The following is a 26,443-nucleotide window of genomic DNA, read 5'->3' on the forward strand; positions in this document are numbered from 1 at the left end:
CCGGCCGATCCGGCGATCTCACGGAAACGAACCACAGGAGAGACATGAGCGGCAAGGGTGCACCCGAACTGTCCGTACGCAACTGCGGCGACCTGCGCGTGGCGGTCGTCGCCGCGCAGTGGCACGAGAAGGTGATGGACGGACTCGTCGACGGCGCGCTGCGCGCCCTGCACGAGCTCGGGATCGACGAACCGACCCTGCTCCGGGTACCCGGCAGCTTCGAACTCCCCGTCGTGGCCAAGGTCCTCGCCGGCCGCGGCTACGACGCGATCGTCGCCCTCGGCGTGATCATCCGCGGTGGCACCCCGCACTTCGAATACGTGTCCACCGGTGTCACGAACGGGTTGACCCAGGTCGCCGTGGACACCGGCGTCCCGGTCGGCTTCGGCGTCCTGACCTGCGACACCGAGGAACAGGCACTCGACCGCGCGGGGCTGGAGGGGTCCAACGAGGACAAGGGCCACGAAGCGGTCACCGCGGCCGTCGCCACCGCCGCCACGCTGCGCACCGTCAGCGAGCCCTGGCGCTGAACCGGGGTGGAGCACCCCGTACTCTAAGACCCATCATGGCGAACAAAACCTTCGAAGAGCTCTTCACCGAGCTCCAGCACAAGGCCGCCAACGGCGACCCCTCCACTTCCCGTACCGCCGAGCTCGTGCACAAGGGCGTCCATGCCATCGGCAAGAAGGTCGTCGAAGAGGCCGCCGAGGTCTGGATGGCCGCCGAGCACGAGGGCAAGGACGCAGCCGCCGAGGAGATCTCCCAGCTGCTGTACCACGTCCAGGTGATGATGGTCGCCCGCGGCATCTCGCTCGACGACGTCTACGCCCATCTCTGAGCACCACCCCGCATCACCCCAGCACCGCGCACACCCGCACATCCGCACGCAACTCCTCCCCGCAAAGGAACCCGACCTCATGCTGCGCATCGCCGTCCCCAACAAGGGTTCACTCTCCGGGCCTGCGATGGCGATGCTCCATGAGGCCGGCTACCAGCAGCGCAAGGAGTCCAAGGAACTCGTCCTGGTCGACCCGGAGAACGAGGTCGAGTTCTTCTACCTCCGCCCGCGCGACATCGCGATCTACGTCAGCTCCGGCCGCCTCGACATCGGCATCACCGGCCGCGACCTGCTGCTGGACTCCGGCGCCGATTCCGAGGAGATCCTCCAGCTCGGCTTCGCCCGCTCCACCTTCCGCTACGCCACCAAGCCCGGCACCGCGAAGGGACCGGAGGACTTCGACGGCAAGACGATCGCCACCTCCTACGAGGGCATCGTGGCCAAGCACCTCGCCGACGCCGGGGTCAACGCCTCCGTCGTCCACCTCGACGGCGCGGTCGAGACCGCCATCGAGCTGGGCGTCGCCCAGGTCATCGCCGACGTCGTGGAGACCGGCACCAGCCTGCGCAACGCCGGACTCGAAGTCATCGGCGAGCCGATCATGACGTCGGAGGCGGTCGTCATCCGCCGCACCGGCGCCCCCGGCGACGACCCCAAGGTGCAGCAGTTCCTCCGCCGCCTCCAGGGCGTCCTGGTCGCCCGCTCCTACGTGATGATGGACTACGACTGCCGCGTCGAGCACCTGGAGCGCGCCGTCGCCCTCACCCCGGGCCTGGAGTCGCCGACCATCTCGCCGCTGCACCACGAGGGCTGGGTCGCCGTCCGCTCCATGGTCGCCGCTCGCGAGGCCCAGCGGATCATGGACGATCTCTACGCCCTCGGCGCCCGCGCCATCCTCACCACCGCCATCCACGCCTGCCGCCTCTGACGGCACGGCGGCCCCGGAAGACAGAAGAGCGACATGTCCGCCCCCGCACCCCGGCCCGAACTCCCCACCCTTCCCGTCACGTTCCGGCCGACCCGCACCCGGGTCGTCCTGCTGACGGTGGGTGCGGTGATGTTCCTCGTCATCACCGCCGTCGCCCTGACCCTGGACAAGCTGGGGCCGGGGGAGCGGGCCAGCTTCGTCTTCACGGCACTGCTGTTCTTCGGAGTGCTCGCGCTGCTCAGCCGCCCGAAGGTCGTCGCGGACGCGGACGGGGTGACCGTGGTCAATCTCACCCGGACGCGCCGGCTGTCCTGGGCGGAGATCCTCCGGGTCAACCTGCGCGTCGGCGACCCCTGGGTCTTCCTCGACCTGAGCGACGGCACCAGCATGCCCGCCCTCGGCATCCAGCCGGGCATCGCCAAGCAGCAGGCCATCCGGGATGCCCGGACACTCCGTGAGCTCGCCGAGAACCACGGCACCGGAACGGATATCGGCTGAGCCCCCTGCCCCGCACGGCCTGTTCTTGACTATTCTGGAGGACGGCGGTACCCCTGCGTACCCCCGCCCCGCACCGGAAGGTCCATGAGCAACGGGACCGGCGGGGCTTTCCTGCGACCCAAGGAGTGACTCCTTCCAGCAATGGACGGATCGTCCGGTAGTACCTGCGCCGCCCCTTCCCCGGAGGCGGCGGCATGACCACCCCCCTGCTGCTCCTCGGAGCGGCATTCCTTCTCATCCTCGCCAACGGATTCTTCGTGGCGGCCGAATTCGGACTCGTCACGGTGGAACGGCCGGACGCCGAGCGCGCCGCGGCCGAGGGCGACCGGCGGGCCCGTACCGTCGTCGGAGCCCTGCGCGAACTCTCCTTCCAGCTCTCCGGCACCCAGCTCGGCATCACCATCACCTCACTGGTCGTCGGCATGCTCGCCGAACCGGCGCTCGCCCAGCTGCTGGAGGGCCCGCTCACCGCGATCGGACTGCCCGACGGCGCGGTCTCCGGCGTCAGCGTGCTGATCGGGATGATGGCGGCGTCCGCCGTCCAGATGGTGATCGGCGAACTCGTGCCCAAGAACTGGGCGGTCTCCCGGCCGCTCCAGGTCGCCCGGTTCGTCGCCGGTCCCCAGCGCCGCTTCTCCGCGGCCTTCCGACCGGTGATCAGCCTGCTGAACACCGTGGCCAACCGGCTGGTGCGGATGCTGGGCGTCGAGCCCACCGACGAACTGGCCTCCGCCCGCACCCCCGGCGAGCTGGTCTCCCTGGCCAAGCACTCGGCCGAGGCGGGCACCCTCGAGCAGGACACCGCGGACCTCTTCGTGCGGACCCTCTCGCTCGCCGGGCTCACCGCCCAGCACGTCATGACCCCGCGCGTGAAGGTCAGCGCCCTGCAGTCCTCGGCGACCGCACAGGACGTCCTCAATCTCACCCGCGCCACCGGCCTCTCCCGCTTTCCCGTCTACCGGGAGCGGATCGACGAGGTCATCGGCATGATCCACCTCAAGGACGCGCTCGCCGTGCCCGCCCAGGACCGGCTCCGCACCTCCGCGGGACGGATCGCCGTACCGCCGCTGCTGGTGCCGGAGACCCTGCCCGTCGAACAGCTGCTCCAGCGGCTGCGCAACGAGCAGCCGATCGCCGTCGTCGTCGACGAGTACGGCGGCACCGCCGGGGTCGTCACCCTGGAGGACATCATCGAGGAGCTGGTCGGAGAGGTCAGGGACGAGCACGACGCCGAAGGCGCCGACCGTCCGGAACTGGCCCCCGCCGCCCCCGAGGACGGCCGCCCGGCCTGGGAGGCCGACGGCAGCTGCCGTGTGCTCACCCTGCGCCGGATAGGACTCGACGTCCCCGACGGGCCGTACGAGACCGTGGCCGGGCTCGTCGCCGACCTGCTGGGGCGCATCCCCGCCCCCGGTGACCGGGCCGAACTGCCCGGCTGGCGGATCTCCGTCCGCCAGGTCGGCCACTACCGCGCCGAGCGGGTCCGCTTCGTACGCACGGCGGAATCCGTCACCGACGCCCCCCAGCAGCACCACGTCCTGGAGGGCGTCCGATGAGCCTGGCCCAACTGCTCTTCGCCGCGCTCCTCGTGCTGGCGAACGGCTTCTTCGTCGGCGCCGAGTTCGCCCTGGTCTCGGTACGCCGCAGCCAGGTCGAGCCCCTCGCCGCGGCCGGGTCGGCACGGGCCCGCCAGGTGCTGTACGGCCTGGAGAACCTCCCGCAGATGATGGCCGCCGCCCAGTTCGGCATCACCGTCTGCTCCCTGACCCTCGGCGCCGTGGCCGAACCGACCGTCGCCCACCTCCTGGAGCCGGTCTTCGAAGCGGTTCACCTGCCCGAGGGACTCGTCCACCCGCTCGGCTACGTCCTGGCCCTCGCCTTCGTGGTCTTCCTCCACCTCGTCATCGGCGAGATGGTCCCGAAGAACCTCGCGATGGCGGCGCCCGAGCGGACCGCGCTCTGGCTCAGCCCTGGCCTGGTCGGCTTCGCCCGGCTCTGCCGACCGGTGACCGCCGCGCTGGGCGCCTGCGCCCGGCTGGTGCTCCGGCTCTTCGGTGTCGAGCCGAAGGACGAGGTGGAGGCGGTCATCACCAGCGAGCAGCTCAACCGGCTCGTCGAGGACTCCGGCCAGGCCGGGCTCCTGGAGCCGGAGGCGCAGGAGCGGCTGGAGGACGCGCTGGAGCTGGGCAGCCGGCCGGTCACCGACGTACTGCTGCGCCGGGCCTCCCTCGTCACCGTCGACCCGTCCGTCACCCCGCGCCGGATCGAGGAGCTGACCGTACGCACCGGCTACTCACGCTTCCCGGTGTGCGCGGAGGGCGGCGGTCCGTTCATGGGCTTTCTGCACGTCAAGGACGTCCTGGACCTGGAGGACGGTGAACGGGCCGTCCCCCAGCACCTCTGGCGGCCGATGGTCACCGTCCGGGCCGAGCTGCCGCTGGACGACGCGCTGACCGTGATGCGCCGGGCGGCCACCCACCTGGCGCAGGTCGCCGACGCCTCGGGCCGGATCCTCGGCCTGGTCGCCATGGAGGACGTCCTGGAGACGCTCGTCGGCGAGGTGCGCGACCCGGCCCACCGGATCGCGGTCCCGCGCCGCTCCGCGGAGCCCGCGTCCACGCCGACCGGCCACGGCGGACTCACCGCGGCGGTCCGTTAGGCCGGGGCCGGCGGATCATGACCGGGGCCGGCCGGCCCCGGCCCGCCGGACCCGGCCCGGCCCACGCCCCGCCGCCGGAGCGGACCGGTCCTTCCCACGGTCCCTCCGGCGGCCCGGAGCCTCACAGCGCGGGCGGCTCCTGCGGCCCCCGGCCCACCGGACCGCGCCCCGACAGCACCTCGCCGTACGCCTGCATGAGATCCGGCAGCCGCAGGGTCGCCAGATCGTCCCGGCCCGGCACCGACGCGTAGCCGGAGAGCCGCAGATCGCGGTAGGCGCAGCTCTTCTCGTACAGGGTGCGCAGGAACCTGCCGTTGCCCAGCTCGTCGATCCAGCCCTGCTCGACGACATGACCGCTGATGGACCGCAGCTCCTCCAGGGACTCCGGGTCCCACATGTCGCCGTTCTCCGCCGCCAGCACCTCACCGATCGAGGTGAGCTCCGCCGGACGGTAGCTCGGGAAGTCGACCCGGGTGGTGAAGCGCGAGGAGAGCCCGGGGTTGGTGGCCAGCAGCCGGTCCATGCCCTCCGGATAGCCGGCGAGGATCACGACCAGATGGTCGCGGTTGTCCTCCGCCCGCTTCAGCAGGACCTGAAGGGCCTCGTCGCCGTACGCGTCGCCCTTGCTGTAGCCGCTGTTGGCGAGGCTGTACGCCTCGTCGACGAAGAGCACCCCGCCGAGCGCCGAGTCGATCAGCTCATTGGCCTTGACCGCCGTCTGACCGAGGAACTCGCCCACCAGGTCCGCCCGCTGGGCCTCCACCAGATGGTCACCGCCGAGCAGCCCCAGCGCGTAGAAGACCCGGCCCAGGATGCGGGCCACCGTCGTCTTGCCCGTGCCGGACGGGCCGGAGAAGACGAAGTGGCGCTTCGGCGGCTGCACCGGCAGCCCTTGGCCGGACCGCAGCCGCGCCATGTTCAGCTGCGCCGACAACGCCTTCACCTGGCGCTTGACCGGCTCCAGGCCCACCATCCGCTCCAGCTCCGCCAGGGCCTCGGCCAGCAGCACCGGATCGCTGGGCCCCGCCGGGAACGGCGAGGGCGGCTGACCGGGCACCGCCGACCGGTGCCGTGCCCCGCCGGACGGCGGAGCCATCCCCACGCCCGGCAGAACCGGAGGATCGGTGCCGGGCCGCAGCTCCCGGCCGTCCGGGGGCTCGGCGCCGGGCAGCGGCGCATCCGGATCCGGCTGCGTCTCCGACCCGACGCCGTCCGTACCGAATCCGGCCAGCGACACGGCGGCCAGACTCGCGGCGTCGTCGGTGCCCTCCAGCCCGTCGTAGTCCGCGATCGCGGCGAGCCGCGCGGCGGTGTCCATGAACGTCGGATCGATGCGGTGCACCGCCCGGTACAGCGGCAGGGCGGCGGCACTGCGGCCGGTGCCCTCATGGGCGCGGGCCAGCCAGTAACGCAGCTCCTTGCGCTGCGGCTGCTCGCTGCGGCAGCGCATCAGGGCCGTGGCGAGCATCGGCTCGGCCTGTCCGTACATCTCCAGACGCACCCGCGCCATGCCGCCGAACAGCCCCGCCTCGATGCCGAGCAGCGGATCGTCCGTCAGCTGCTCGGTGTTGCGTACCAGCTGCTCCCAGTCCTTGACCAGGTACGAGCGGCAGGCGTGCAGGAAGCGCACCTGCGGGTCGGTGTCCACCGGCGGCAGACCCGCGAGCGCCCGGTCCAGTTCGGGGACGTGGCGGCCGTCCAGCCAGTGCGAGGCGTGCGCGAGCAGCAGATCGCGCCCGCTCTCCAGCACCGGCTGCACCCACCATCCCAGCCAGTACCAGGAGTTGAGCGTGCGCCGGTGGCGGGTGCGCTGCTCGCCGAAGCGCTCGCGGTGGCGGTACATGCGCAGCAGCGCGGTCGTCGTGTCGACCCTCAGCGCATGGAGGCCGAGCCAGCCGTCCGCCATGCCGGGATCGAGACGTACCGCGGCCCTGAACTCCTCCTCGGCCTGCGGATAGGCGCCCACGGTGTAGGCGTCCACGCCGCGCAGCCAGGCCAGGTCGGCCGGGGCCTGTGCGCCCTGCGTGCCGATGTCCATCTGGTCCCCCACAAACCGTGCCCCCAGGATGTCCCGCCGCACGATTCTGCCCACCGGGGAGCGTCGAATCACTTTGCCGCGGACGGGAATTGACCGCACCGAGAGGCATCGTACCTGCGCAGGGAGTATGCGACTAAGGGCTCCGCGGGCGGAAGGAGGACCGTGACCCACGGTGAGCGGACCGCGCGCGAAGCGGCCGGGAAGGGGGCACGAGGGCAGAACGAAGCCCCCGATCACGGGGGAACAATCGGGGGCTTCGCGTCTGTCGGGGCTCCGAAAAGCCGCACATTGAGAACGTAAGACCTGTACCGCCCCCGGGTCAAGCGGAGTTGAGGTACTCCCGGGGCGATTTCTCACCATTCGCTACGACGCCGTGTCGTGCTCACGCTCGGTGACGGAATGGTTCGTTCCCGCCGCGGAGGCGGGCCCGTCCAGCAACGCGTACCCCGCGGGCAACTGCCGCACCAGGGTGTCCGCGTACGGGCGCGAAGGATCGGCCGAGAAGTGCTCCGCCTCGGCCGCCGTCCACCCGTCCCAGAACTCCGTGAGCGCGGGCCCGTCCCGGCGCCGTCCGCGCTCCCAGGACTCCGCCGCGCCCAGGTCCATCCACAGCAGCCGGGCCAGCCGGGGCCGCACCGCCCGGCGGCCGGCCCCGACCCCCTCGACCAGCACCACCGGGGCGGGCGGAAGGAGGCGCGGCGCGCCGAACCGGCGGGCGGTCCAGTCGTACGGCGTGTACCGCGCGCACCCGCCGCGCTCCAGCGGCTCCAGCACCTGCTCGCGCAGCCGGTCCGTCCAGGTGAAGCAGGAGTCGTGGCTGGCCACGTCGTCCAGGTGCAGGACCGGGGCGTCGCCGAGGGCCGTGGCCAGACGGGCGGTGAAGGTGCTCTTCCCGGAGCCCGCGTGGCCGTCCACGGCGATCAGCCGCACCGGTCCGCAGGACGGGGCCAGGGCGCGCAGCCGCGTGGCGAGCGGCGAGAGGTCGGTCATGCCCACCAGCCTACGAGCCGCCCCGGAGCAGTCGCAGGTCACGTCAGTGGACCAGACCAATATTGGTTGGTCGGCGCGAGTCGAATCACTGGCCGGATCCGGTCGAGACCCGCGATAGTTGGCGCACTGTCGCGCACCGGCAGCCCATCGCGCATCCGGTATCCGTTGTCCCGTATCCCGCACTCCGCTGACGACCGGGGGTCTCGCCCATGAACCGACCGACCTCACGCAGAACCGTGCTGACCGCCGCGCTCGCGGTGGCCGCCTCCGCCGGCGCGGTGTCCTCCGCCGCGTCCGCCTCCGCCGCCGTTCCCACGGCCCCGTCCGGGGCACCCTCGACGACGGACACCACCGTGGACAACCACTCCTGGCACAGCCTCGCCGACTGGCGCTCCGGCGCCTGTGCCGGGACCCGGCCCGTCGCGGGCCGCCGCCCCGGACTGGTGATCGGACGCGCCGAAGGCAGCACCGACTACACCGACCCGCACACGGGAACGACCGCCGCCTGGGAGTACGCGAGCTGGACCTCGCCGCTCCACCACTCCACCGTCCCGGCGACCGAGGCCATCGCCTCGTGGAACGCGGAGACCCCGGCCGGCACCTGGATCCAGACCGAACTCCAGGGCCGCTACTCGGACGGCTCCTGGACCCCCTGGTACGTGATGGGCCGCTGGGCCGCCGGTGACGGCGACATCCGCCGCACCTCCGTGGACGACCAGACCGACGGCCGCAGCTCGGTGTGGACCGACACGCTCTCGGTGGACGACGCGGCGAGCGGGCTGCGACTGGCCTCGTACCGGCTGCGGCTCACCCTGTACCGCACCCCCGGCAGCCGCCTGACGCCCACCGTCCGGCGGGTCGGCGCGATGGCCTCCGACATCCCCGACCGCTTCACCGTCCCGGCCAGCACCCCCGGCCTCGCCCGCGAGCTGCTGGTGCCGCGCTACTCGCAGAACATCCACGCCGGCCAGTACCCCGAGTACGACAACGGCGGCGAGGCCTGGTGCAGCCCCACCTCCTCGCAGATGATCATCGAGTACTGGGGCCGCCGCCCGACCGCCGAGGACCTCGCCTGGGTCAAGCCCGGCCTGCCCGACCCCCAGGTCTGCCACGCCGCCCGGTTCACCTACGACTACCAGTACGAGGGTTGCGGCAACTGGCCGTTCAACGCCGCGTACGCCGCGACGTACGACGACATGAGCGCCGCGGTGACCCGGCTCGGCTCCCTCACGGACCTGGAGGCCCTGATCCGGGCCGGTATCCCCGTCATAACGTCGCAGTCCTTCCTCAAGGAGGAGCTGACCGGCGCGGGTTACGGAACCTCCGGCCACCTGATGACCGTGATCGGCTTCACCGGGGACGGCGACGTCATCGCCAACGACCCGGCCTCACCGAGCGACGAAGCGGTGCGCCGGATCTACCGGCGCCGGGAGTGGGAGAACATCTGGCTGCGCACCAAGCGCTACGACGCGAACGGCAAGGTCAGAAGCGGTACGGGTGGGGTCTGCTACGTCTACTGGCCCGCTAAGCCAGCACCGAGTCAGCGCCGGGTTCTGAAGGCGCTCGGCCTGCTGTGAGCATGTGCGGCGCCACGGCCGCCTCGACCACCTGACGGCAGCGTTCCCGGCCGTCCTGAGTGAGGTGGCCGTACTTGTCCACCGTGACCTTGATCGAGCGATGCCCGAGCCGGCGAGGCACCTCGTAGATGGACACGCCATTCGTCAGGGTCACGGTGGTCCACTTGTGCCGCAAGTTGTGCGGGTTGTATTCGGGAAGATCGAGCCGCTTGACAGCGCGGCACCACGACCTGCGCAGGAGATCGAGGCGCGGCAATCCACCGTTCGCGTCTCGGCCAGGAAGCCGACCGATGAACTGTTCAAGGAGAGGTCGGCACCGGGATGTCGCGCCGTTCACCCTCCTTCCAGTGCTTCAAGGGAGCGTGGACAGTTCGGCCGCGACGGCGGCGATGAGGGTCTGGCCGCCCCAGTGGGGAGGGAACTTGGCCGACCTGGGCGAATCCGGCCTGCTGCGCGGGGCCGCCCGGGCGGGGGAGGCGGAGACCAAGGTCTCCGCCTCCCCGTTGCGGCTCATGGTGCCGAAGACCGTCACCCAGGGTCGATAGGGCGAACGACCCCACCACCTGCCGCATGGTGTTGAGCAGGGGAAAGCGCACCCGACCCCTTCAGTTCGGCGTCGGACAGCGCCGTGATGGTCGGCGAGTTCGACAATCCCAGGGGCCGCGCCGCGCCGGGGGCACTGTTCAGGAGCGACGCAACTCCACTGCCATGGAGTGCAGTTCCTGCATCATGGTGATGCTGTGGACCATTTTTCGGAAGGCCGACGTGATCCTGCGTGCGGGGCGGCGCATAAGGCGGCTGGCGGCACCGAGCATATTGATCATGGCCATGCCTTCCTGGACGGAAGCCGATTCGATCTCGGCGCCCCAGTCCATCGAGGCGATCTGTTCCAGCGCTTCCTCCGCGTCCTCCGGCCATTCGGCGGGAGGAGTGGCGGCCAGCCAGTCCAGGAATGCCTGGAAGGCGGTGCAGGAGGTGCGCATACGTTCGACGAGGCGGTCCGCCGCAGCCTCCAGTTCTCCGGTCGGTCCCTCGATGGCCTTGGCCAGACGGTTCACCACGGCCATCCTCTTGCTCGCTGGGGCCCCGGAGTGGTTGGCCTGGGTCATTTCCTCCCCAAGGAGCATCATGAGCTCCGTGAGGTCCGACATGGCCGCGTCCACGTCGGCCATGTCGTCGGCGAGTACCTCCAGCTGGGTCTCGGCCTCCACGATCAGATCGAACATGCCCGGGAGGTTCTCGTCGGGGCCGCTTTCCATTCCGGTCGCGGAGCCCGTCTCGATCGGGCCGTCCGTCCGCAGCGGGTCCGCCGCCAGCGTGTCCAGCAGCTGCTTCCGGGCAGTGGCGGTGCCGCCCGGGTGGGAAGGGAAGGCCAGGTGGAGCACCGTCCCGGGGGCGGGACGGCACTCGGCGTCCTGGGTGACGTGGACGGTGCGCCGGCCGAGCGCGTGGCGCGCGCCGAAGGCGAAGGCCAGCTCCGGGTCGGAACCGCCGAGGTCCGCGACGACGACGTCCGCCTCAGTGAGCAGGTGCAGCAGTTGGTCCAGGGGCAGGCCGGCCTCGGCGAGGCTGCCCGCCCTCAGCAGGGTGAGGCCGAGTTGTTCGCATACCGGGCGCACGATCTCCTCGTGGAGGACGACGGACCGGTGGCGCGCCTCCGGGAGGCAGGGGGCGGCGGAGTAGGTGATGGTCGCGGTCCCGTCGATGACGAGGCAGGTGGGCATGGTGGATTCCTTTCGGTGGTGGTCCGGCAGGGCGGGAAAGGGGTCAGTCGAAGAGCGTGAGTGCCACGCCGTCGGCGATCTCGTCGGCGAAGACGGGACGCTCCTCGATGCCCAGCGCGGCCAGCAGTTCCACGGTCCGCACCCGGTGGCGGCGGCCGACGGGCACAGTGGGACAGGGGAACTCGTCACGGGCGACCAACCGGTAGGCGGTGTCCATGCACATCCCGAACGCCCGGGCCGCCGTGCGCAGGTCGACGCTCACCGGCAGGTCGAAGATCTCGCGGAAGGTGAGGGGGGTGTTGTGGCGGCCGCTCATCCCCTCCTCCCGACCCGGCGCAGGGAGAGGGTGGCGACCCGGCGGCCCCGGCCGGAGTGCCCGACGCTCGTGGCTGTACCGGCCACGCCCCAGGCACTGGCGAGGGCGCCGATCCGTACGCCTTCGACACGGTGCGCGGGTACGGAGATCCGCAGGCTCGCGGAGAGCCCCGACCAGTGCGGGGCCGGGTCGTAGTCCGCCCGCCAGACGTCGTCGCTGCCCGCGCCGGGAGAAGTGCCGCCCGCGCGTTCCACGTTCTCCACCGTGTTCTCGCGGTGCGTGTCGCGCCAGACCTCCCAGGCGCGGGAACAGGCCGCCCGCAGCACCGTCCTCCCGGGTTCAGGGTCCCGCGGCTCCAGCTTCGCCAGCTCTTCGAGGTAGCAGGTGACGAGCTCCGCCTCGACGTCCTCGCGGTCGGCACGGCGGCACCAGGTGATTCGGGACGCGTTGCGGCGCAACCCCTGGAGCCCCAGCCACACCACGGCCTCCCGCCAGTCGGTCCCTCCGGTCCGGAAGCGCTCCGCGACCTGGTGCCACAGGGAAGCCCGTGCCAGGGGGCATGCCGTGCGGTCATAGAGCAACGCACGGGCCCGGTTCAGGGAAAGGGGTACGCCCGCCGGTTCCGTGCCGTCGAACAAACGCAGCGGGGGCGTGGGGCCGTTGTCGGCCCACCGGCGTTCTACGGTGGTGAAGATGCCGGGGCGAGAGAAGAAAGTCATGGGTTGCCTCCTGTTCAACCGGCCTGTGCGGCCGGGGTGTTGTCCCGCCAGGTCTTCAGCGCGCGGGCGGCGGGTACCTTGCCGGGCATCGTGTCCGGACCTCTTTCCACGGCCAGGAGCCAGCGGAGGAAGCCCGGCTCCCGGGCGGTCACCAGCCCGTCGAGGAGCCGGGCGACCGCCCGGGACCGGCCCTTGGTGCCGGCCGCCCCGGCGCACCAGGTGAGCAGGGCGTCTCCCATGCTGGAGAAGGCGACCGACTCGTTCAGGGAGTGTCCGACGAGGTGGACGGCGACCGCCGCCGACCCGGCGCGGGCCAGAGCCCGTCCGCTCCACCACAGGAGGTCGGTGCGGGCCAAGACGGGAAAGGCGCAGGCGGTCAGCAGGCCGGCCGTGGCGTCGGTCCGCGCCCAGTCCCGCATCCGGTGCAGGACGGTCACCCTGGTGGTGTGGTCGCCTCTGTTGAAGCGTCGTACGAGTGCCTCCTTGGCAGCCTCGAAGACGGAGAGATCGTCCGGCCCGGCGCCCAGGGTCTCCGTGAGCTTTTCCAGCAGTTGCAACGCCTGCTCGTCCCCGAGCCCCTCGGGCTGCTCACAGGCGTACGCCACAGCGTGCTTCAAGGAGGCTTCGGGCGTGACGCTCCACAGGTCGAGCAGGTCGGCCGCCGTCTGTGCCACCGCCCGGTCCCGGAAGCGTGTCGCCAGACATCGCGCAGCCACCCGCGGGGCGGGAAGGACCGGAGCGGAGGCCAGCGCGGGCAGCAACTCCAGGGACTGGCCGCTCGTGGCTTCCGCCAGAGCGGCGACGGCCCGGCCGGCCCGCTCGATCTGGTCCTCCTCCGGGCCGGGGTCGGCGAGCCAGGCGTGCACCACCGGCACGAGGTCCGCACGGTCCCGGCACAGGCTCTCCCACACGGCCCCGCTCACGGCGGGCCAGAAGAAGGACACCGTGTCGGTGGCCTCGTCATCGGCGCGGCTCACGCGATGGGCTCCGAGGACCCGCAGGGCCTCGGCCGGTGGTCTCGTCGGGGGGGCCTCGTCCGGATGACGGTAGGAGCCGGGGCCCCGCATCCTGTCCGTGCCTGCCAGCCGCAGCAGTTCCCGCGCCCGTTCCATCACGACGGTACGGTGCAGCCCTCCGTAGACGCCGAGGGAGAGCAGACAGGCCAGGAGGGCGGGATCGCGCTGGGCCCGGGCCAGGATCTCGGGGCCCTCGGCCCCGGCCAGGGTGCGCATGAGCTCCCCCGAGGCCGGGCCGCCCGCCGCCCCCAGGCGCCGCAGGGTGTCCGCGGCCTGTGCGGCGTGGCGTGGCGGCAGGCCGTCGGGCAATAGTTCGTCGAGATCGCCGGGTTCCAGGGCCCGCAGCAACCGGGCGCGTACCGCCTCGTCGGGGCAGCCGTCCGCGAGGTGGGTGGTGAAGACCTTCCGGGGGTCCGGCCGCCGGTGGCGCACGACCGGCACGCCGAGGTGGTCCTCCAGTGCGCCCACCAGGCCGGGGGCCTCCACCAGGACGATGACGAGGCGGGCGCCCGCCTCCGTCAGGAGCCCTTCGAGGCGGGCCAGGTCCCACGCCCGGAGCGCGAAGGGATCCGCGGGCTCCGTCACCAGGTATCCGTCCACGCCCTGGGCGCGCGGCGACCACCGGGAGAGGTTGGCCGTTCCGTCGACCTGGACGAGGACGGGGGCCTCGTGGCCGTGCGCGAGCAGGTTGAGCGCGTGTGTTTCCCGCCCCGTCCCGGCGTCGCCGACGAGCACCACGATGCCGGATTCGCGCACCGCGAGGGCTTCCTCGAAGCCGGGCGGCGGCACGAAGCGCCGCCGCGCCGCCTGCACATGCTTCGCCCGCACGGGGCCTTGCCGTATCGGCCTCGGGACCGCGCCGCCCTCCGCCGAAGGTGCGAGCCGCTGGTGCTGGCCGCCTGTCAGCCATCCGGTGTTGATGACGCCGTTGGGGGCCCAGATCGCCGGTCCCCGACCCGCCAGAGCCATCGCGAACTCGGCGAATTCGGTCTCGGGCTCGGTCTCGCTGGGGAGATCAGCTGTCGCCATCGGTTCCTCCGCCGGTGTGGCCGGAGAATCCGACGGTGGTGACGTGCTGACCGCCGTGGACGGTGCCAGTGTTGATGATGCCGCGCTCGGCGTTCAGCACCGTCGCGGGGGAGGCCGCCGCCCGGGGAGCGGCGTCCGGGGCTTCCTCGGCCTCGTGTGCCGGGCCTGTGGTCTCTCGTCGCCGGCGGAACGCGAGGACATTGTCCGGGGCCTGGGGTTCTTCTGCTCGCATGTCGCCCTTTCCTTCCGTGGGCGCCCGGGAATCGTGCGGGCGCCTTCCTTTCGGACACGTCGAGATTCCCGCGGATTCATCCCCGAAGCCGCTCCGGAGGACCAGGAATCAAGTAACCCCAGTCACACACGGAAAGGGTTTACGGAACGGCGTGGAGAAGAAGAGCGAGTGTGTCTCCGAAAGGCGACACACTCGCTTAGAAGTTCGATATTCGAATATATTCCCCAGGGTCAGATGTACTCGCCGGGAACCGGCCTCCCGAGCGCCCCGATCCGGTCACGCAGCAGGCTGGAGAGCTCCTTGCGCTCCTGTTCGGTCAACGTGCCCAGCAGGGAGGCCAGCTCCTCCTGCCAGTCGGAACGCGGCGGACTCAGCAGATCCTGGTGGTCGACCGCCCAGTCCAGCACCTGCCGCACCTCTTCGGGGTGACGAAGCAACCACAGTGCCGCCAGCGATACCGGGCCGGCGTGGAGGGCCTGGAGACAGAACTCGTACTCGCCCCGACGGCTGGTCGTCCAGGAGTAACGGACCCCGTCGCTTTCCCGCTGGCCGAGAAGCAGCTCCTCACCGTTCTCCCGGAGCCGCACGTCGAACACCCGGTAGCTCAGGCCGTGTTCCTCCAGGCGCTGCGGCAGACCGAGATGCTGCATGATCTCCGGCGCCCCCAGCCCGTTGCCGGAGGCGGCCTGGGCATCCGCCAAGTAACGCAGGACAGAGGCGAGATGGGTCCGTACCAGGTGCCAGCCGTGCAGACTCCTCGCACGGACGACGCGTACGGGGTCGTGGACCCACCAGGAGACCCACAGGTCGACCGACTCCGTACCGTAGACCGTGGGGAGGCCGACCGCCCGCGTGTCCACGTGCTCCGTCGTGTCCACCCGGAAGACGTCGCTGTACTTTCCGTTCAGGTGGGGAGCGGGGGCCTCGTCCACCAGGGGCGCATAGGCGCCGGAACCCTCCGGGTCCCCTTGCCGGCCGAGGAAGGAGTACGCCCCCGCCTCGTCCCTGAGCACCAGCGCCCAGTCCTTCGACGCGGACCAGCGGTGGCCGAGGATCTCCCGCCAGGGCCGCCTGTCCAGCCGGTGAAAGAGGCGGTCGGTGGTGTCGTCGTCGTTCATGCTGCCTCCCTGTGGGCGCCGGTCCGCCACCGATGGAGCGCGTCGCGGGCGGTGGCGAGACCGGGCCAGCCGTTCGCACCCGCCTGGTCCATTTCCACGAACAATCGGAATTCACCGGAGTGCATGGACTGGGCCATGGCCGCGAACAGGTTCTCGACGGCCCGGAACTGTTCGTCGTTCCACTGGCCCGACTCCGCCCAGCGCAGCAACGTCCCGCACGTCGTTTCGAAGGAACTCTCCGTGTTCAGGGCGCGGCCCGTGAGGTCGGCCAGCACCTGCGCCTCCGGCGTCCACAGGGCGAGGTTCCTCATGAACCACTGGGGAGACCAGAGCATTCGGCTGAAGAGGGAGAGCACCTGCTCCTGGTCGTACCCCCCGTTGTCTAGCCACTTCCGGAGCAAGTCGAATACCTTCGTCTCGTTGCCGGCCTGGAACAGCCGCAGGACTGCCGCTTCCACCGCCACCTTCACCTGGTACTCCTCTTCCTTCGGGACCTGTGCCGCGCGGAAGAGATTTTGAAGGAGCCGCAGGGCCAGGTCGGGGCGGGCCAGGCCGAATTCCTCGCCGCATGCGTGCGCCACCGTCGTCCTGAGACGGAAGTCGGTCGCCGTGCTCCAGCGATGCAGTCGGTAGCGAATCTCGGCGACGAGCACGGGGTCCTCGGCCGCGACGCCCAGCGCGTTCGCCACGACGAGCCGACTGGTCGCACGGTCCGACCGGGCGAGTTCCCGGAGGTGCACCAGGGCGTTGTGCCCGCCGCCCCAGCTCGCCACCCGTCCCATGGCCCGGCCCGCCGGTCCGGCGAGCCCGCTGGAGCGGGGTACGTCCCGCAACCACTCGACGAGCAGTTCTGACAACTGCCCGTACTCGCGCCACACATGTCTGAGAACGGCCTCGGCCTGTCGATGCCTGATGAACGCCACAGCCTCCACACTGTGCGAGTAGGCTCCCTCCGCCCGGATCTCGCGGTCCTGGCGGACCGCGCGCACGGCGTGCAGCAGTTCTGTCAGGGAGTGCCGGAAGACGAACTTCGGATTGGGCCGGTCCGGCTTCGCGGCCCCGTCGGCGTCTGTGCCGGGCAGCACCGCCGTCAGCCGGTCGCCCGCCAGCTTCGTCAACCGGTCGGCCTCATTCCTGACGATCTGCTGGTCCAGCCCCTCGTAGACCGAAGTGGCCAGCAGGAAGGCCAGTGATTCCGGCTGGTCGCACAAGCTCTTGATGAGCTCCGGGACCTCCCGCTCGGCCCGGTAGCTCAGCCGGAGCCCCAGGTCGCCGAGAGCTTCCGGATCGCCGTCGGCCTCGACGAGGGCCGTCACCAGCTCCACCACTTCTGCGGGTACCAGCTCCGGCACCAGAAGTTCGCCCAGGTCATGACGGTCGGCGAGCGCGGACAGCAGCCGGTCCCGCTCCCACTGGTCCGGCACCACCGCCTCGAAGCGGCTGCCGAACACCAGGGAGGGTGACGGCGGGGAGCACACGGTGGCGCTGATGTGGAGGTCCCGTTCGAGGCGGTGCAGCAGGGCCGTGTCGTCGGGCAGGACGATCACCATGCACGCGTGGGCCTTCTTGAGCAGCTCCCGCACGTTTCTCAGCATGACCGGGGAAAGAGGCCGGGAGGGGAACAGCCCGTCTATCAGGTAGCCCCGCGCCGAGGCGTCGGTGGGCTTCCAGCGGTCCAGTTCGGTGACGCCGTCCAGTGCCCGCAGCGGCGCATCAGCCCCGCAGCTCTCCCGTAGCAGGTTGAGCGCCGCGGTACGACGGCCTGTTCCTGGTCGGCCGGCCAGGAACAGGGGCCCCTGCTTCAGCTTCGCGAGGGCTGCTTCGAACCAGTCGGGGCGTGCGAAACCGTGCGCGGCGGCCTCCCTTTCCACGTCCGGGATCGGCCCCTCGCGCACTCTGCTTTCCCGTAGCCGCCCTTCCGGCCCGGAGTCGTTGCGTACGCCCTGCCCGCCGTACACGGAACCGTTGTTGATGTTCCCTCCGGGGGCGTAGATGACGGACGCCCACTCCTTCGCCCCGCCGATCAACTCGGTGATGTCGTAATCCGCTTCGGATCGCGGAGCCCCGTCCTCGGACAGGGGTCCGGGGCCGGGCAGCCCGGCCGCCCCCGTTCTCCCGTTCCCCGTCACTTGCGCCCCTGGCGCTTGTCGCCGCGGACCTGATCGCCCTGCAAGCGGCGGATCTTGCCGATCTTGTGGCCCTCCACGTAATCACCGGCGATCCGGTCGCCCGCCACGTGGTCACCGGCCACGTGGTGATTGCGCACGCTCTGACCGCCGTGGAGGGTACCGGTGTTGATGTTGCCGTGGGGGGCGGCGATGGCATCCGTGCGACGGGCCGTCGTGTCGTCGCCGGACGATTCGGCGGACCGAGGGGAGGGTTCCCGTACAGGTTCCGGAGCGGCGCCGTCGATGGGGGTGCCCTCATAGAGGGGGCCGGAGGGCTTGGGGACGTAGAGCCACGCCCGTCGGGAGAACGACTTACCCTCGACCGTCGCGGCCACCTCCACGAAGTGGTCGGGGTGGCGCCCCGTGTACCCGCCGGCGACCGCGTCCTCGTAGCACCGCTCGGAGAGGATGGCCGCGACGTGGGTGATGTTCTCGTTGTGGGAGGTGAGCACGGCCTTGACGGGGCGCGAGTCGAGCAGCCGGTGGGTGTCGTTGCGCGCTGTGCCGTTGCCGCTGAACTCGTCCCCGGTCTCCGGAAGCGGGCCGACGTGCAGACTGACGCGGAGCCTGATCGGCACCGCCCCGTGGGAGAGGACGTTGAAGTCGGTCAGAACTTCCTGGAGGGCGAGCAGCAGGGGGTGGATGACGAAGGGCATGCGTGCCGGGTCGAACCCGAAGACATAGCCGTCCCCGGTGGTGGCCGGGAACGTACGGTCCTCCCACAGGTCTCCGAGCTCGGCCCTGAGCAGCGCGGTCTTGAGGAGTTCGGGGACGACCCGGCTGACGGCCTCGTGCTCGATCGCCGGGCGGCCCGTGAAGTCCTTCGCATCGACAGCCAGAATGCCCCGGTAGGGAGGCAACGGCCGGCTGTGGGTGTACGGGGCGGCGATCCGCTGGGGTAGGGCGCTGCTGAACTCGGGCATGTCACTCCTCCGTGAAGCCCGCCCGGCCGCTCTCGGGCCGGGCGGGAACGCTGTCGCGTGCGATGTCGAGCACGTCGAGCTTCACAGCGGGCGGGGAGCCGTTCCGTTCCGCAGGACCCGATAGGGAGTGAGGCGGACCACATCCCCGACGGAGGTGTCAGCCGCCCGCGTGGCCGCCGGCCGCCTTGCGCAGGCCCTCCACGCTGACCACCTCGATCCGGCGGTTTCCCGCTCTCACGCAGTTAGGGCCGAGCCGTTCGAGCGCCTTGCTGACGGCTTTGCGGCCGACATCGATGTGCTGGGCCAGCTCCTCCCTGGTGAGGGAGAAGCAGGGCTTCTCTCCACCGGCGGCCGCGACCAGGCGGAGCAGGGCCAGGGCGAGACGTTCGTGAACAGCCCCCTCACACAGCTCGACCTGTTCGCGCATACGATTCCAGGCCAATTCAAAAATGGGGGGTGCGAGCTTGTTTTCCTGGACGAAGCGATGGAAATCCTGTGCGGGCACAATGCATGCCCTGCTTTTCCTCAGTGCCCACACATCGGCCATTCGGACGCTTTTGGGCTGAAGAGCCATCTCCCCCAGGATCTCGCCCCGCCCCCGGAAACCGAGCACTCGCTGCCGCCCGTCGGGCTCGGTCCTGACGACCTTCACCAGCCCCTCCACCAGGGCAAGCACATGCGTCCCCCGGTCGCCTTGCCGCAGCAAGGCGCGGCCCGCCAGGTAGGTCTGCTCCGGATACCGCGTCAGTCGCGCCCATTCCTCGTCCGGCACCAGAGCACACAGAGGAGCCGGCGGAAGGGAATCATCTTCGCTCATGCGGTCAAGCTAGAGGAGAAAAGCTTCGGGTGGGCATGGAATTCACAAGTCGGTGCGCGCATCACAAATAGAACGGCCGAGTTATTTCTTTTTAGCCGCCTGGCATCATCCCGCTGCCCTTGAGCCGTTCTATTTCGGAGGGGCGGACCTGGATGGCGAAGAGGGCGACCAGGAAGGCGACCAGGCGAAGGCGGCGGCGACGATGAAGCCGGCCGAGAGGCCGGAGGTGAGGATCGGGTTGCCTCAGGCGGGCGGGAGCCGGCTGGTGCGGGCGAAGAGGGCCTTCTCGGCCGGGTCCGCCCGGGCGAGGAAGGTCGGGATCTGCTGGTCTACCTCGTTGCGGCCGGCGGTGCCGGAGACGGTCACCAGGATGGAGGGGCCCAGCGAGTTGCCGACCTGCTGGGTTGCGTTGAGGAGGCCGGAGGCCGCGCCGGACTCGGCGGGCCGGACGTCGGAGAGGGCCATCAGGGTCAGCGAGGCGGACATCATGCCCATACCCGCGCTGAACACCAGCATCGGGCCGAGGATCGAGCCCTTGTGGGTGGAGCGGACGTCCGTCAGGGTCAGCCAGGAGGCCCAGGGCCAGGCAGAGCGACCCCAGGACCATGAAGGGCTTCGAGCCGTACTTCGGCAGGAGTTGGGAGGCGAGGCCGACCACCACCTCGAGCACCGTACTGACCGGCAGGAAGGCGAGGTCCGCCTCCAGTGGGCTGAAGCCCAGCACCTGCTGCACGAAGAGCGCAGTAAGAAGGACATGCCGAAGATCGCCGCCGCCAGGCAGAGCCTGATGCCGTACGTGCCCGCCCTGTTCCAGTCGGCGAACATGTGGCGGGGGATCGGCTGCCGGGAGCGGCGTTCCACCAGGATGTACGTGGCCAGCAGGACGACGCGGCGCAGAACGAGGCGATCGTTTACGGATCGCTCCATCCCTCCTGCGCCGCGCGGATGAAGCCGTGCACCAGCGCCACCATGCCGAGGGTCGACGTGAGCGCGCCCGCCAGGTCGAAGTGGCCGGGGTGACGTTCCGAATCCTTGACGCGACGGGGAGTCAGCGGCGCGATCATCAGGGCGATCGGCACGTCCACGAAGAAGACCCAGCGCCAGTCGAGCCATTCGACGAGCACTCCGCCCGCCAGCAGGCCGATCGCTCCGCCGTCCGCCGACACTCCCGCGAACACGCGGAAGGCGCGGGTGTGTTTCGGGCCCCTCCTCGAAGGTGGTGGGGTTCAGGGAGAGTGTGGTCGGCGAGGGCCCCGGAGTCAGCACCGATCCAGCATGGCGCACGCGAACGGACCGGAACGGACGCCCGTGAAGGCCAGCACCAACGCGTCTGCGCTCGATCTGCCTCACGCGTCCCGCACCTTTGACCAGCATATTTGCGTGGGGGCGCCGTGCGGTAAGCGACGCCCCCATTTGGAGAACATCTGGCTGCGGACCAAGCGATACAACGCGAGCGGCAAGGTCGTGGGCGGTACGGGCGGGGTCTGCTACGTCTACTGGCCGGCCCGGCCCACGGCGGCCCAGCGCCGGGTGCTCCGCTCGTTCGGCCTGCTCTGAGCGCGTACGGCGGCACGGCCGCCCCGGCCGGCGGCGGTGTTCCCGGCCGTCCCGGGCGAGGCGGCCGTAGCGCGGGCCACCGTGACCTCGGCCGGGCGATGTCCGAACCGCCGGGAACCCCGCGCACGGACACGGCGCTCGTCGAGGCCACGGCGGCCCTTCCGCGGCGCGGCTCCGACGGGCCGTGTGCGGGCGGACCGAGCCGCCGGACGGCGCACTCCCGCGATGTGCGGACCGGCCGGCCCGTGGCGGACGTTCCGGGCGAAGGCGACCGACGCCGAGCCGCAGGAGCCGTTTGACCGGGGGAAACCTCGTGAACCGCCTGCGCGCCGTGATCATGGGATGCCACAGTCTGGTCATGCGTAGTGACGAGGCCGACGTGCAGGGATCCGTCACCGACCTGGCACGGGAGCGGTGGGGAGTCACGCCGGGCGGACGATTCCCGGCGCGGTTCGCGGAGCCGGGGTGGGGCCATGCGGAGGAGACCGTCCACCGCCGCTGTCCGGAGTGCGGCGGTGAACTGCACGCCCTGCGCAGACCGTACGAGTCCCAGGGCCGCACCTACCAGTACACGGCGCTCGTCTGTCCCGCCTGCCCCGCCGCCTTCACCCTGGCGGATCTCGGCGTGAAGCGGTACGACCAGCTGACGGACGCCGTGCCACGCCGGTCCGGGCAGCCGGCCCGGACCCGTCCCGCGCCTGTTCCGCCCGGGGCCTGCCCGGACGGGCCCGGGCCCACCGTGACGGCGATCGTCGGGGTTCCGGCCCAGTCGGGTCCGGGGGCGCGGGCGGGCCGTGGCCCGGCGTGGCCGGAGGACCTGGTCGTGCCCGACGCGGCCGAGCAGCGTGCCCTGTCGTGGTGCAAGGTCGCCGATCCCGAGTGGCGCCCGGCCGACGCGGCGCTCGCCGCGGCCGAGGACGTACGGGTGATCCTGCCCGACGGCCCGCGGTACGAGGCGCTGCGGGCCCGGCTGGAGGAGCGGGATGTCCCGTATCGGGTCAGCCGCTACTGGGAGGAGGCCGGAGAGGTCGGCACGGTCAGCGACACCGGCGGCCGTACCGGGCTGGTCGCGGTCGGTCCGGACGGATCGGCCCCCGCCGCCGGCCCCTGGGCGGTGGCGGCCCGGGACGCCTTCGCCGCCCAGTGGGACGCGCTGGAGGAACTGCCGGACGGCGTCGGGGACGCCTATGTGCCGACCGGTGAGCTGGTGCCGGCCGACTGGGCCGAGTTGCTGCCCCACCCGTCGTTCAACCCGGTGCAGGCCGCCGCCGTCCCGGTGGTGCTCGAGGGCGCGGGGCACCTGGTCGTGGTGGCGCCGACGGGCGCGGGAAAGACCCCGATCGGGATGGTCGCGGCGCTGGAGGCGCACGCCCGGGGCCGGAAGGCGGCCTGGCTGGTGCCGCAGCGCTCGCTCACCGACGAACTCGACCGCGAGCTCCAGCTGTGGCGCAGCCGTGGGCTGCGGGTGGTGCGCCTGACGGGTGAGGCCGCGGTGGACACGGAGCTGATCCGGTCGGCCGACGTGTGGGTGGCCACCACCGAGAAGTTCGAGGCGATCTGCCGCGCGGGCTCGCTGCGGGACGCGCTCGACGAGGTCGGCTGCCTGGTGGTCGACGAGATCCATCTGCTCGGCGACCCGGCGCGCGGAGCCGTACTGGAAGCGCTCCTCGCCCGGGTACGGGAGGACAGCGCGGCAACCCGGATCGTCGGCCTGTCCGCGACGGTCGCCAACGCGGACGAGGTCGCGGACTGGCTGGGCGCCCGCCTGGTCCGTACCACCTGGCGGCCCACCCGGCTCACCTGGCAGCTGCCCCTCCTGCCCGCGGTCGACGAGACGGACTGGGTGAAGCGGGCCGCCGTCCGCACCGAGGCCACCGTACGCATCACCCGTCAGGTCACCGGGGACGGCGGCAGCGTCCTCGTCTTCTGCGGCAGCAAGCGCCGGGTACGGTCCACGGCGCTCGCGCTGGCCGCCGACCGGGGCGTGCCCACCGCCGGAGTGGACGCCGACGACGCCGAAGCCGTGGAGCGTCTGTGCACCAGGGCCGGGGTACGGCTGCACTACCGGGACTGGCCGTACAAGCGGGAGGCCGAGCAGGCGTTCCGCTCCCGCGAGGCGGAGATCCTGGTCGCCACCTCCACCGTGGCCGCCGGCGTCAACCTCCCCGCCCGCGCGGTGATCGTCAGCGACACCACGCTCGGCCTGGAGCGCGTCGAGGTGTCCATGGTCCAGCAGATGTTCGGCCGTGCCGGGCGCATCGGTGCCGGAGAGCGCGAGGGCTGGGCCTTCCTGCTCGCCGACCCGGCCGAACGGGCCCACTGGCAGGCCCGGCTGGCCGCCGGGTACACCGTACGGTCACGGCTGGACGAGCACTTGGCCGACCACCTCCTCGCCGAGGCCGTGCAGGAGCGGCTGTCGACGCTCGACGAGGCGGAGCGCTGGTGGGCCGGGACGTTCGCGGCTCACCAGGGCCACGACAGCGTGGAACCCCTGCACGAGGCGGCGCAGTTCCTCGCCGACGTGGGCTGCCTGCGGTCCGCTGCCGACGAGGAACGCCTGGAGCCCACCGCTCTGGGCCGGTTGACCAGTCGTTTCATGGTCGACGCCACGCTCGCCGACGAACTGGCGAAGGCGTTGCGGCAGGCCCCGGTGCCCGAAGAACCGCTCGTCGCCGAGCAGTTGCTCGCGGCCCTGCTCAGTACCTGCCTGCCCGTGCTCGAACAGGCGCCGTTCACCGACCGGGCGAAGACGGCCCTGCGCCGGGTCCTGCGTGAGGCCGAGCACGCGGACGACGCGCAGGACGACTCCTGGAGCCTCGGCCCGGCAGGGGAACCCGGGCAGGACGAGGAGGAGCAGCGGCCGCAGGCCGGAGACCTGGCCCGTGCGGTCCTGCTGCTCGCGGCGACCCGTCCGCACCTCTTCCGGGGCCGTCCCGCCTACGTCCTCGGCATCCCCATGGACTCCATGATCAGCATCCTGGAGCAGGCCCAGCGGTATCTGGCCTGGCTCGGCGCGCAGGGCCCGCTCGGCACCGTCCACCCCTGGGTGGCCGTCGTCGCCGCCGACCTCGCGCTGCGCATCCGCTGGCGCGCCCTGGGGGCCGGCCGAGGATCCGGACGACTGCTCTGGATGTGCGAGCGCATGGCCACGGCTCCGCTCGCGCCGGGGCTCGTCCCGCGCATGTGGAACGCGGCCCGGGCCCGGGGCGTCGACGCGCCCGACTGGAAGGGCGCGACACCGCCGGGTGGCTGTGCCCTGCCCCCGGACCGCTACCGCGCCCTCCTCGCGGAGCGCGTCACCGGCACGCGCCTCACCGTCGAGGACGACAAGGTCCGGGTGTGGGCCCCGCCCGGGGCGGTGATCCGCCTGTGGAACGGTGCGGCCACCGCGCTGCACCTCGCCGACGGCGAGGAGACCACGCTGCTTCTGCCGCCCGCCGACCCGGCCGATCCCTCGGCGGGATCGCGCGGCGCGGCCGCCTTCACCCGTGCCGACCGGCTGGCGGCGGGGTGGCTCGGGGCGTACACGGCGATCCGTGCCTGATCCGGGCACCGTCGCCGTTCCGGGAGCGTGGCCCGGCGCGTCGGCGCGGCAGGCGCCGCAGTGCTCGATGCCCGACCTGACCCGGTCAGGGGCGTTCGTAACCGCGCCGGGAGCGGGCGGGGGCCCGCCGCCGAAGCCATGGACAGATCCCGGACGGCGGCCCGACGCGACAGGGCCCCGGGCCCCGTCGGCATGTCTCCACGCGACGACGGGGCCCGGGACCGGTGCTCTCGACGGGTCAGCGGACCCGGAGCGCCTCGCGGATCGTGCCGAACAGGTCGGTCTGGTCGGTGACGCCCAGGACGCGGTAGGCCTGCGGGCCCTGCGCCGCGATGCGGACCTCGGTGCCGGTGTGCTCCTGGGACTGGCCGGGCGTGTTGGTCGAGTAGTTGACCTTGATCGGCTGGCCCTCGTCGGTGATCAGCGTGGAGCTCAGGCCGGGCGGCTGGGCCTCCAGCGGCACGATCTGGCTGCTGTGGCCGTGGTCGGCCGTGGTGACGACCAGGGTGTCGGGGTGCTTGGCCGCGTACGCGCGAGCCGTCTTCACCGCGCGGTCGAAGGCCGCGGTCTCACCGATCTGGCCGCAGGGGTCGGCCGCGTGGTCCTGCTTGTCGATCGACGCGCCCTCGACCTGGAGGAAGAAACCCTGCTTGCCGTGGTTCCGCTTCTGCTTCGCCTCCAGGAGCTGGATGGCCTTGGCGGTCTGGTCGGCGAGGTTCGGCGTACCGGCGGGCCGGTTCGGGTTGGAGGTGACGCAGCGCTGCGGGTCGGTCCCGCCGAGCGCGGCGGCCTTGCCGGTCCACTCGGTGGGGACGTTGCCCGGGGCGAAGAGGCCGAGCACCGGCTTGCCGCCCTTGACCGCCTTCAGGGAGGCGTCGTCGGTGACGACCTGGTAGCCGAGCTTGCGCGCCTGCTCGGTGACGGTCAGGCCCTTGTACCGGCCCTCGGCGATCTTCTGGTCGAAGCGCTGCTTGCCGCCGCCGAGAAGGACGTCGACCTTGTGGTTCACGCTCTGCTCGGCGATGGAACCGGGGCCGCCCTTGGCGACGGTGTCGACGGAGCACTTGGCCATGTCGGCGGGGCCCTGGCAGGAGCGGTCGGTGACGTGCGAGGCGAGGACGGCCGGCGTGGCGTCGGTCAGCTCGGCGGTGGTCACCGAGCCGGTGGCGTAGCCGCCCTTCTGCGCCAGCTCCAGGATGGTCGGCACGGCCTTGTTGGTGCCCGGCGTCTTGGAGATCCGGCCGTTGACGGTCTTCACACCGGTCGCCCAGCCGGAACCGCTGGCCGCGGAGTCGGTGACGTAGTCCGGCGTACCGTCCTCGTGCACGGCGTAGGTGGTGTACGCGCCGGTCAGCGGGAACTTGTCCATGTTCAGGCGGCCTGCCGCACCCACGGTGTAGTCGCGGGCCAGGGTGATCTCGGAGTCGCCCATCCCGTCACCTATGAGCAGGATGACGTTCTTCGCCTTGCCGCTCTTGATGGCGCCCTTCGCGTAATCCTTCGTGTCGTGGGCACCGGCCGTGGCCGTGAGCGCGACGGCGGCGGTGGCGGTGGCGGCGAGGACGGCGCCGGTGGCCATCAGGTGCTTGCGGGACAGGCGCTTCATGGGCATGCAGAATCTCCTTGATCCGGTCGGCGGGCAGCACCGACGGCGCACAGCTCATCAGCGGCGGGTGAACCGCCGGTGACGTCCGGGCCGCTCGTGTCCTTCCGGAACATGGCGGACGCGGCCCGAGCGCCGTCCGGTACGGC

General features: G+C 71.5%; 22 protein-coding genes and 2 pseudogenes. 10 read left to right on the top strand and 14 right to left on the bottom strand.

Translation table 11 applies throughout. The annotated features are described in order from the left end of the window. The first annotated feature begins 44 nt into the window (after positions 1–44). From ribH to ACFCV8_RS11070, 6 genes are all read left to right on the top strand, one after another. Positions 45–530 carry a 6,7-dimethyl-8-ribityllumazine synthase gene (gene ribH / locus ACFCV8_RS11045; protein ID WP_376685009.1) on the top strand — a complete coding sequence of 162 codons (486 nt, stop codon included), beginning with the start codon at positions 45–47 and terminating at the stop codon, positions 528–530. A 35-nt stretch (positions 531–565) separates the two neighbouring features. After that, a complete protein-coding gene (locus ACFCV8_RS11050) occupies positions 566–838 on the top strand; it encodes a phosphoribosyl-ATP diphosphatase (RefSeq protein ID WP_352280087.1) in 273 nt (90 codons plus the stop codon). 79 nt (positions 839–917) lie between these two features. After that, complete coding sequence (gene hisG, locus ACFCV8_RS11055; protein WP_376685010.1) at positions 918–1,766, top strand: ATP phosphoribosyltransferase; 849 nt, start codon at positions 918–920, stop codon at positions 1,764–1,766. Between the two features lie 33 nt (positions 1,767–1,799). Further along, on the top strand, positions 1,800–2,264 hold the full coding sequence (locus ACFCV8_RS11060) for a PH domain-containing protein (protein WP_376685011.1): 465 nt from the start codon (positions 1,800–1,802) through the stop codon (positions 2,262–2,264). Between the two features lie 194 nt (positions 2,265–2,458). Further along, positions 2,459–3,820 (top strand): hemolysin family protein, encoded by a 1,362-nt coding sequence (locus tag ACFCV8_RS11065; protein ID WP_376685012.1) that lies wholly within the window; start codon positions 2,459–2,461, stop codon positions 3,818–3,820. Then, complete coding sequence (locus ACFCV8_RS11070) at positions 3,817–4,923, top strand: hemolysin family protein (protein WP_376685013.1); 1,107 nt, start codon at positions 3,817–3,819, stop codon at positions 4,921–4,923. Before ACFCV8_RS11065 ends, ACFCV8_RS11070 begins: the two co-directional genes overlap by 4 nt. A 121-nt stretch (positions 4,924–5,044) precedes the next feature. Here the strand turns inward: ACFCV8_RS11070 and ACFCV8_RS11075 are convergent, their stop codons facing one another. Beyond that, positions 5,045–6,961 (bottom strand): AAA family ATPase, encoded by a 1,917-nt coding sequence (locus ACFCV8_RS11075; RefSeq protein ID WP_376685014.1) that lies wholly within the window; start codon positions 6,959–6,961, stop codon positions 5,045–5,047. A 363-nt stretch (positions 6,962–7,324) separates the two neighbouring features. After that, positions 7,325–7,951: a uridine kinase gene (locus ACFCV8_RS11080; RefSeq protein WP_376685015.1), complete on the bottom strand. Its 627-nt coding sequence runs from the start codon at positions 7,949–7,951 to the stop codon at positions 7,325–7,327. Between the two features lie 209 nt (positions 7,952–8,160). Here ACFCV8_RS11080 and ACFCV8_RS11085 point away from each other — a divergent pair, with 209 nt between their 5' ends. Further along, positions 8,161–9,528 carry a peptidase C39 family protein gene (locus tag ACFCV8_RS11085; RefSeq protein WP_376685016.1) on the top strand — a complete coding sequence of 456 codons (1,368 nt, stop codon included), beginning with the start codon at positions 8,161–8,163 and terminating at the stop codon, positions 9,526–9,528. Here the strand turns inward: ACFCV8_RS11085 and ACFCV8_RS11090 are convergent. Further along, entirely contained in the window at positions 9,476–9,865 is a 390-nt protein-coding gene (locus ACFCV8_RS11090; RefSeq protein WP_376685017.1) for a tyrosine-type recombinase/integrase, read from the bottom strand. The genes ACFCV8_RS11085 and ACFCV8_RS11090 overlap by 53 nt on opposite strands. Before the next feature lie 85 nt (positions 9,866–9,950). On the opposite strand from ACFCV8_RS11090, the gene ACFCV8_RS11095 reads away from it, so the two are divergent. Beyond that, positions 9,951–10,073 carry a hypothetical protein gene (locus ACFCV8_RS11095; RefSeq protein ID WP_376685018.1) on the top strand — a complete coding sequence of 41 codons (123 nt, stop codon included), beginning with the start codon at positions 9,951–9,953 and terminating at the stop codon, positions 10,071–10,073. Between the two features lie 138 nt (positions 10,074–10,211). Here ACFCV8_RS11095 and ACFCV8_RS11100 read toward each other — a convergent pair whose 3' ends face one another. The 10 genes and pseudogenes from ACFCV8_RS11100 to ACFCV8_RS11145 form a co-directional block, all read right to left on the bottom strand. Then, positions 10,212–11,252: a hypothetical protein gene (locus ACFCV8_RS11100; protein ID WP_376685019.1), complete on the bottom strand. Its 1,041-nt coding sequence runs from the start codon at positions 11,250–11,252 to the stop codon at positions 10,212–10,214. A 43-nt stretch (positions 11,253–11,295) separates the two neighbouring features. Beyond that, positions 11,296–11,568 carry a DNA-binding protein gene (locus ACFCV8_RS11105; RefSeq protein ID WP_376685020.1) on the bottom strand — a complete coding sequence of 91 codons (273 nt, stop codon included), beginning with the start codon at positions 11,566–11,568 and terminating at the stop codon, positions 11,296–11,298. Further along, the gene (locus ACFCV8_RS11110) at positions 11,565–12,287 is read right to left on the bottom strand and encodes a hypothetical protein (RefSeq protein ID WP_376685021.1); all 723 of its coding nucleotides are present in this window, start codon (positions 12,285–12,287) and stop codon (positions 11,565–11,567) included. The genes ACFCV8_RS11105 and ACFCV8_RS11110 overlap by 4 nt, the downstream gene beginning before the upstream one ends. A 14-nt stretch (positions 12,288–12,301) precedes the next feature. After that, positions 12,302–14,332: a hypothetical protein gene (locus ACFCV8_RS11115; protein WP_376685022.1), complete on the bottom strand. Its 2,031-nt coding sequence runs from the start codon at positions 14,330–14,332 to the stop codon at positions 12,302–12,304. Continuing rightward, entirely contained in the window at positions 14,319–14,564 is a 246-nt protein-coding gene (locus ACFCV8_RS11120) for an S-type pyocin domain-containing protein (RefSeq protein WP_376685023.1), read from the bottom strand. The genes ACFCV8_RS11115 and ACFCV8_RS11120 overlap by 14 nt, the downstream gene beginning before the upstream one ends. Before the next feature lie 230 nt (positions 14,565–14,794). After that, the gene (locus ACFCV8_RS11125; protein WP_376685024.1) at positions 14,795–15,682 is read right to left on the bottom strand and encodes a hypothetical protein; all 888 of its coding nucleotides are present in this window, start codon (positions 15,680–15,682) and stop codon (positions 14,795–14,797) included. Then, on the bottom strand, positions 15,679–17,811 hold the full coding sequence (locus ACFCV8_RS11130) for a hypothetical protein (protein WP_376685025.1): 2,133 nt from the start codon (positions 17,809–17,811) through the stop codon (positions 15,679–15,681). The genes ACFCV8_RS11125 and ACFCV8_RS11130 overlap by 4 nt, the downstream gene beginning before the upstream one ends. Then, the gene (locus tag ACFCV8_RS11135) at positions 17,808–18,773 is read right to left on the bottom strand and encodes a hypothetical protein (protein ID WP_376685026.1); all 966 of its coding nucleotides are present in this window, start codon (positions 18,771–18,773) and stop codon (positions 17,808–17,810) included. Before ACFCV8_RS11135 ends, ACFCV8_RS11130 begins: the two co-directional genes overlap by 4 nt. A 157-nt stretch (positions 18,774–18,930) precedes the next feature. Next, on the bottom strand, positions 18,931–19,590 hold the full coding sequence (locus tag ACFCV8_RS11140; protein ID WP_376685027.1) for a Crp/Fnr family transcriptional regulator: 660 nt from the start codon (positions 19,588–19,590) through the stop codon (positions 18,931–18,933). A 91-nt stretch (positions 19,591–19,681) separates the two neighbouring features. Then, a pseudogene (locus ACFCV8_RS11145) lies at positions 19,682–20,838 on the bottom strand (MFS transporter); the annotation flags it as partial. Between the two features lie 153 nt (positions 20,839–20,991). Here ACFCV8_RS11145 and ACFCV8_RS11150 point away from each other — a divergent pair. Further along, positions 20,992–21,147, top strand: a pseudogene (locus ACFCV8_RS11150) (peptidase C39 family protein); the annotation flags it as partial. Positions 21,148–21,505: 358 nt separating this feature from the next. Next, the gene (locus tag ACFCV8_RS11155) at positions 21,506–24,691 is read left to right on the top strand and encodes a DEAD/DEAH box helicase (RefSeq protein WP_376685028.1); all 3,186 of its coding nucleotides are present in this window, start codon (positions 21,506–21,508) and stop codon (positions 24,689–24,691) included. A 238-nt stretch (positions 24,692–24,929) separates the two neighbouring features. Here ACFCV8_RS11155 and ACFCV8_RS11160 read toward each other — a convergent pair whose 3' ends face one another. After that, positions 24,930–26,297 carry an alkaline phosphatase gene (locus ACFCV8_RS11160; RefSeq protein WP_376685029.1) on the bottom strand — a complete coding sequence of 456 codons (1,368 nt, stop codon included), beginning with the start codon at positions 26,295–26,297 and terminating at the stop codon, positions 24,930–24,932. Between the last annotated feature and the right edge of the window lie 146 nt (positions 26,298–26,443).

Origin of the sequence: Streptomyces sp. NPDC056347 (assembly GCF_042262625.1) — a bacterium.
GTDB lineage: Bacteria > Actinomycetota > Actinomycetes > Streptomycetales > Streptomycetaceae > Streptomyces.